The sequence below is a fragment of the Candidatus Poribacteria bacterium genome (assembly GCA_016866785.1).
GTDB lineage: Bacteria > Poribacteria > WGA-4E.
In genome coordinates, this window is record VGLH01000168.1 from 1 (window position 1) to 6680 (window position 6680).

The 6680-nt window shown below is 65.2% G+C and carries 6 protein-coding genes; all 6 read right to left on the reverse strand.

Features of this window, described 5'->3' with window-relative positions; genetic code table 11:
• On the reverse strand, positions 1–557 hold a 557-nt coding region (locus FJZ36_17170), incomplete at its 3' end, for a sugar ABC transporter permease (protein MBM3216631.1).
• A gap of 21 nt (positions 558–578) precedes the next feature.
• Entirely contained in the window at positions 579–2021 is a 1443-nt protein-coding gene (locus FJZ36_17175) for an extracellular solute-binding protein (protein MBM3216632.1), read from the reverse strand.
• Position 2022: 1 nt separating this feature from the next.
• On the reverse strand, positions 2023–3159 hold the full coding sequence (locus FJZ36_17180; GenBank protein ID MBM3216633.1) for an ABC transporter ATP-binding protein: 1137 nt from the start codon (positions 3157–3159) through the stop codon (positions 2023–2025).
• Positions 3160–3229: 70 nt separating this feature from the next.
• On the reverse strand, positions 3230–4066 hold the full coding sequence (locus FJZ36_17185; protein ID MBM3216634.1) for a sugar phosphate isomerase/epimerase: 837 nt from the start codon (positions 4064–4066) through the stop codon (positions 3230–3232).
• A gap of 15 nt (positions 4067–4081) precedes the next feature.
• Positions 4082–4564: a hemerythrin domain-containing protein gene (locus tag FJZ36_17190; GenBank protein MBM3216635.1), complete on the reverse strand. Its 483-nt coding sequence runs from the start codon at positions 4562–4564 to the stop codon at positions 4082–4084.
• Positions 4565–4579: 15 nt separating this feature from the next.
• On the reverse strand, positions 4580–6052 hold the full coding sequence (guaB, locus tag FJZ36_17195) for an IMP dehydrogenase (protein ID MBM3216636.1): 1473 nt from the start codon (positions 6050–6052) through the stop codon (positions 4580–4582).
• Positions 6053–6680: the final 628 nt, after the last annotated feature.

The window sequence follows — 6680 nt, forward strand, 5'->3', positions numbered from 1 at the left end:
GGCGACCACATCCACGTGTCCGCAAGGATGACGGCGATCATTGCGGGCACGGGGCGGTCGAACCACTGCACCTGCCAGCCGAAGAGCGTCCGCGTGGCGAAGTTGAGAATGCCGAACGTCGGTTCGTAGATGAACCCGAAGAAGACGCCGACGGCGACGGGAGCCATCATCATCGGCGCGAGGAGGAGCGAGACGACCAGCTTGCGGCCTGGGAAGTCGTCGCGCAGCAGGAACGCCAGTCCCGACCCGATGGCAAACTGGAGCGTCACCGTACCGAGCACGAAGACGCCCGTCGTCACGAACCGCCGCCAGAAGTAGGCGTTGGAGAGCAGCGCCGCGTAGTTCGCCACGCCGGTGAAGACGGGCGCTTGCGGCTTCAGGGCGGAGTAATCGTAGAAGCTGAGCCCCAGCGACCAGAGGAGCGGAAAGACGAACATCCCGATCAGCAGCGCGCCCGTCGGCGCGAGCAGCCAGACGGCAAGACGGGCGTCGCGGCTGGAGCCCCGGCGAACGGCCGCGCGGTCGTCACTTTTCGCCGGGTTGTGGGCTCGGCTCACGCAGAGTTTCCCCGATCCCGCTCAGTGGGCTCCACTGGCACGCTGTAGGATCTCATCCTGCTTCTGAGCGACCGTGTCGAGCGCCGTCTTGGGGTCCTTGTCGCCGGAGATGACGGCGTGGAGCTCCTCCTGCTGGACCGTGAGCATCTCGAAGAACGACGGGTTCTTCCACACGTCTCGCTGGTACGGGATTGAGTCGGAGAAGGCGCGCGTCCACGGTGACTGCGAGCGGAACTCCTCGCTGGAGACGATCGCCGTCACCGACGGAAGTCCGCCGCCCTGCGCGAACCGGCGCTGTTGTTCTTCCTGGAACCACCACTTGATGTAAGCGAGCACATCGTCCATGTGCTGCGTCTTGGAGCCGACGACGAACGGCTGTCCACCCAGGTTGAACGCGCGACGGGCAACGCCATCCTTGCCCTTGTGACCCGGAGGAACCGCGACCATCAGCTTGTCGGCGACCTTCGATGTCGTTGCGTCGAACAGCGGCGGACAGACGGCGATCCAGTTGATCGCCATGGCGACAACGCCCTGGGCGACGGCGTTGTTGATTCCGTCGAAGTCGTAGTTCGTCGCGCCCGGTGGCTGGAACTTGAGGAGATCGCGGTAGAACGTGAGCGATTCGACGGCTGCCGGCGAGTTGAGCACGCCGCTCACCTTGTGGGTATCCCAGTCCCAGATGTCCCCGCCCCAGTTGTAGAGCGTCAGGTACCACCCCATGCTGAGGAAGTCGTAGGACTTGCTGTAGGGAAGCGCGATCCCAAAGAAGTCGTTGGCGAGCTTCTCTCCGGCGAGCGTCTGCCCCGCCTTGCGCGTGAAGAACTCGGCGAAGTCGCGCACCTGGACCCAATCGGCGTCGTCGAACTCCTCGTAGGTCTGGGGCAGGTCGTATCCGTACTTCTTGCGGAACGCCTGGCGTTCGCCCTCATGCGAGAAGAGGTCCTTGCGGATCATGAAGCCCTTCACGTCGGCTTCCTGAGGGAACCCGTAGTAGGTCTGGGAACCTTCGGGATACGCGCAGTAGGCGGCCCGGAGGGCTGGGTCCATCCCGTCGAGGATCGCCTTGAGCGCCGGGTCCTGGTCCATGTACGGGTTCAACTCGACGATGTAGCCGCTCGCCGCGAACGCCCCGATCCACTGGCTGTCCGAGACGAACAGGTCATACGCCGGGTCGCCAGCGGCGAGGGCGGCTGCGAGGCGCTCGTAGTAGCTGCTCCACGGGATTCCCTCGAAGTCGATCTGGACGGGATGTCCGAGGGTCTCCGTCGCGTAGGCGGTGAAGTCCTTCGAGATGTCCGCCATCAGTTTGGTCGGACCCCAATCTGGGCCCGTCATCTTCAGCACGACCGGAGCTTGGGGAGCCTTCGCCTTGTCGCGCTTGCAGCCCACGGGCGACAGCGCGAGGGCAACAACAGCGAGTAGGCTGCCGACCCAGAGGGCTCGACGCATTCGCAGATTCCGCATCCTAGGTCCTTTCTCGTCCCTCACGATCCGAGGAGTCTCGGAGTGACCGAGGGATCATCTGTTCTGAGGCGGGATCGACCGCGTAGATACGGTCGTCGCTCGCCCACGCGTGCACGGAACCCCCGCCCGCCCGGTGGGACGAACCGGCGGGAGCGATCGCTTTGACGTGGTGAGTTCCTGCGGCGAGCGTGACGACTTCGTAGTCGCCGCAGGGCTCGACGGCATAGATCGACGCGCGGAACTCGATGCCGTCCGCGCTGTTCGCACTGTAAGCCTCTCCGAAGCGCACGTCTTCCGGTCGGAACCCGATCTGGCAGCCTCCTGCCGGCAGGCTTCGGTTCAGCCTCGCTCCGGCGAGCCAGTCCGCTGTCACGGTTCCATCGCCTCGGACTGTGATCGGCAGCAGGTTCATGGGCGGATCGCCGACGTAGCTCGCGGTGAACAACCGCTTGGGATCGAAGTAGATGCGCTCCGGCGTCTCGATCTCGACGACGGACCCCTCCTTCAGGACGGCGATCCGATCCGCCATCGTGAGGGCTTCGAGCTGGTCCGGCGTCGCGTAGATGAGCGTGCTCCCCATCTCCTGATGGAGCCGCTTGAGCTCGGCGCGCATGGCGTCCCGGAGCTGCGCGTCGAGGTTCGACAGCGGCTCGTCGAACAGGTACACGTCGGCGGGTCGCACGATGGCTCGACCGATGGCGACGCGCTGCATCTCTCCGCCGCTGCAGGTGGACGGCAGCCTGCCCAGCACGTGCTCGATGCCCAGCGTCGCCGCGACGCGCTCCGCGCGCCTGCGTGCTTCGTCGGTTGGCACGCGCCGCTCGCGCAGCGGGTACATGAGGTTCTCGATGACGGTCATGTGGGGGTAGAGGGCGTAGCTCTCGAACACCATGGCGACGTTCCGCTGGGATGGCGGCACATCGACCACGGGTCGTCCGTCGATGAGGACATCGCCCGCGTCGAGTGTTTCGAGTCCGGCGATGCAGCGCATCAGCGTCGTCTTGCCCGCGCCGGAGGGACCCAACAGGCAGAAGAACTCGCCGTCGTCCACGTCGATGGAGACGCCCTTCAGCGCGTCGACGTGCGCGAACCGCTTGGAGACCTCGCGGACGGAAACGGATGCCACGGATGCCCTCACGCAGGAAGCGTCGGCGAAGCGGAGGGCAGTATAGGAGAGTCGGCGTCAGCCGTCAACGAATCCGCTGGGGCTACATGCCGCTCTCGGCGACGACGCGGCGCAGGTAGGCGACCGCCTTCGGCACGGCGGTCGTGGACGGTTCCGCGTCCCATCCCTCGTAGACGACCGACATGAAGCCGTTGTAGCCGACATCCCGCAGAATCCCGAGGATGCGCGGGTAGTCGAGCCAGCGTTCCTCTCCAGTCGAGACACGGTAGAACTTCGACCGGACGTGAACGGCTCGTGGGGCAGTCTGCGCGATGCTGGCGTACATGATCTCCTCGGCGGGACGACCCTTGTCGGCTCCCGATGCGCCGGGGGAGCCGACGTACTGCCCCGTGTCGAGGATGTGGCTGAGGTAGGGGTTGTTGACCGTGTCGAGGATGCGGAGCACGTCGGAGCCGGTGCGCGTCAGGCAGCCGTGGTTGTGGTTCTGAACCGCGACGACGACACCGCGCTCCTCGCCGTGTCGGGCGACCTCGCCCATCGAGTCGAGCAGGCGGCTCCAGACTGCCTCCTCGTCCTCGCCGTCGGGAATCCAAGCCGCAAAGACGCGCACCATGGGCAGACGGAGCTCGGCGGCGACGTCGATCCAGCGCTTCGTCGCGGTGACATCTGCCTTGAGCGCGTCGCCCGACTTCCCGAAGTTGTTGCTGATGCCCAGGTAAGTGATGGTCAGCCCGCGCGCGATGGCTTCCTGCCGGACGCGTCGGAGCGTCGCCGGTTCCGTGTCCGGCAGGGCGCTCGAGTGGAGCTCGACGCCGTCGAGTCGCATCTCGGTGGCGAGTTCGAGGAAGCGCCAGAGGTTCGTGCCGCCCGGTTGCCAGATGTCGCGGTAGGAGAGAGACATGCAGCCGACGCGGATCATGGGGTTCCCCTATGTCTATTGGGAGAACAGCGCTTGGAGACTGGGTATCGGCGCATCGCGCTTGGGCAGAGCTTGGGCGAGAGCCGTTCCGATGCGGTCGAGCTCGGCGCCGTCGAGAAGGGCTTCGATAGCTGGGAATAGCTCGCGTTCCTCGAACCGGATGTGCCGCGTCAGCGCTTCGGCGAAGCCGGCGAGCTCGCGCGTACCAATGCCGGCGTCAGAGGCTTGCACGATGCGACCATAGGCGGATCGCAGCGCGGCGTGCTCTTCGAGCAGACGGGCACGAAGCGGCAGTTCGCCGTGGGCTTCGAGGGCGGGAACGAGCCAGCGCTCTTCTGCGGTAAAGTGGGGATTGAGGTCGTCGCGCCAGAACTCGGTGACTAGGGCTTGCAGGTGCGCGTCGATGGGCGCGTCAGCGGCGCGCGACAATCGCCTGGCGAAGACGAAACCGTGGTGGTGGCCCCACGACAGCGGATGGAGTCTCTCATCGCGTCGCACGTCGCTCCCTCGCCGCTAGTTGGTCGTGATCGAGTAGTTCGGGGCTTCCTCGGTGATGATGACGTCGTGCGGATGGCTCTCGCGCACGCCGGCGACGGTCTGTCGGACGAACTTCGCGTGCTTGCGGAAGTGCTCGATGTCCGGGCTGCCGCAGTAGCCCATCGCAGAGCGAAGCCCACCGACGAGCTGATAGGTCAGGTCGCTCAGCCGCCCCTTGTAGGGAACGCGTCCGTCGATACCCTCCGGCACGAGCTTCCGCAGCTCGACGTCGCCCTGGAAGTACCGTTCTCTGCCCCCCCGTGACCGCATCGCGCTCAGCGAGCCCATCCCGCGGTAGACCTTGAAGCTGCGTCCTTGATAGATGACGGTCTCGCCGGGGCTCTCCTCCGCCCCTGCGAAGAGGGAACCGATCATGACGCAGTGAGCCCCCGCGCCGATGGCTTTGGCGATGTCGCCGGAGTAGCGGATGCCTCCGTCGGCGATGATGGGAACCCCTTGACGATCCGCTTCCTCAGCGCATTCGCTGATCGCAGACACCTGCGGCACGCCGACACCCGCGACCACTCGGGTCGTGCAGATGGAGCCGGGACCGATGCCCACCTTCACCGCCGACGCGCCCGCAGCGACGAGATCGCGGACGGCTTCGGCGGTTGCGACGTTGCCGGCGATGATCGGCAGGTCCGGGTAGCGCGCGCGGATCTTCCCGACGGTTTCGACGACGTTCAGCGAGTGTCCGTGCGCCGTATCGACGGCGATGACGTCCACCTTGGCGTTCACCAAGGCATCGACCTCGTCGGTCGGTGCGGGCGCGGAGACGGCGGCTCCGACGCGCAGCCGTCCCTGCGAATCCTTGCAGGCGTTCGGGTACTCGATGACCTTGTCGATGTCCTTGATCGTGATGAGGCCCTTGAGGATGCGCTGATCGTCGATGATGGGCAGTTTCTCGATCCGGTGCTGCTGCAGAAGGCTCTTCGCCTCGTCCATCGTGACGGACTCGCGCGCCGTGATGAGCCTCTCGGACGTCATCACGTCGGTCACCGGACGATCCACGTCGGGCACGTATTTCAGATCGCGGTTGGTAACGATCCCGATGAGCGTGCCGTCCTCTCTGGTGATCGGGAACCCGCCGATGCGGTATCGTTCCATGAGGCTGAGCGCCTCGCGGATGCTCTGGGTCGGTCGCAGCGTGATCGGATCGACGATCATCCCGCTCTCGGACCGTTTCACCTTGTCCACCATCGTCACTTGCTCCTCGATGGAGCAGTTCCGATGGATGATGCCGATACCGCCTTCGCGGGCGATGGCGATTGCCAGGTTGGCGTCGGTGACGGTGTCCATCGCGGCGCTGATGATCGGGATGTTCAGGGCGATTTGGGGGGTGAGCCGAGTTCTCGTGTCGACGGTCGCTGGGAGGACGTGGGAGCGTTGGGGAACCAAGAGGACGTCGTCGAAGGTGAGTGCCAGACGCGAGAAGCGGTCGGCGTTCATGGTCAGGACCCCCTTACTGGCGGCGAATCAGAGGCACTGCCAGCCCCGGCGGAACTGTTAGTGTCTAACGCTAGCATGGCGCATGCGGGTTCGGCAAATTGATGTGGCGGCGGGTGTTCCTGCTCCGTGATGAGATTGCTGTGATGCCTCCGGTGGATCACTACGGTGGCATCGCTCATGGCGCGTCCTCGTTCGTATCGTCACGACGTTCGGTGTCCACACTGCGGTTCCAATTGGATGGTTGAGAACGGCAGAGCCAACGGCAAGCAGACCTCTCTTTGCCGTGAATGCTATCACCGGCACACACCCGAAGCGACGCGGCATGTTTGTCTGGAATCGGTGCGCCAACAGGCTGCCGCCCGGTATTGCGAAGGCAACTCGATCTAGGCGATCAGTCGCGTATTGAACGTGAAGGTCGGCGCGGTGACCTCGCGGATTCAAAAACGCCCAACGCGCGCTAACGATGGTCGAACCCCGCGCCCACCGCCTCAACGAGCTGCGGACGCAGATCGCGGAGCTCTCGCGTGTGCGGCGAGTCGTTCGTCTGGATTGTCAGCAGACCCGCGTCGTTGGTCAGTATGGTGTCCACGGACTCTCGCAGGTACGCCGCGACGAAAGCGACGAGGAG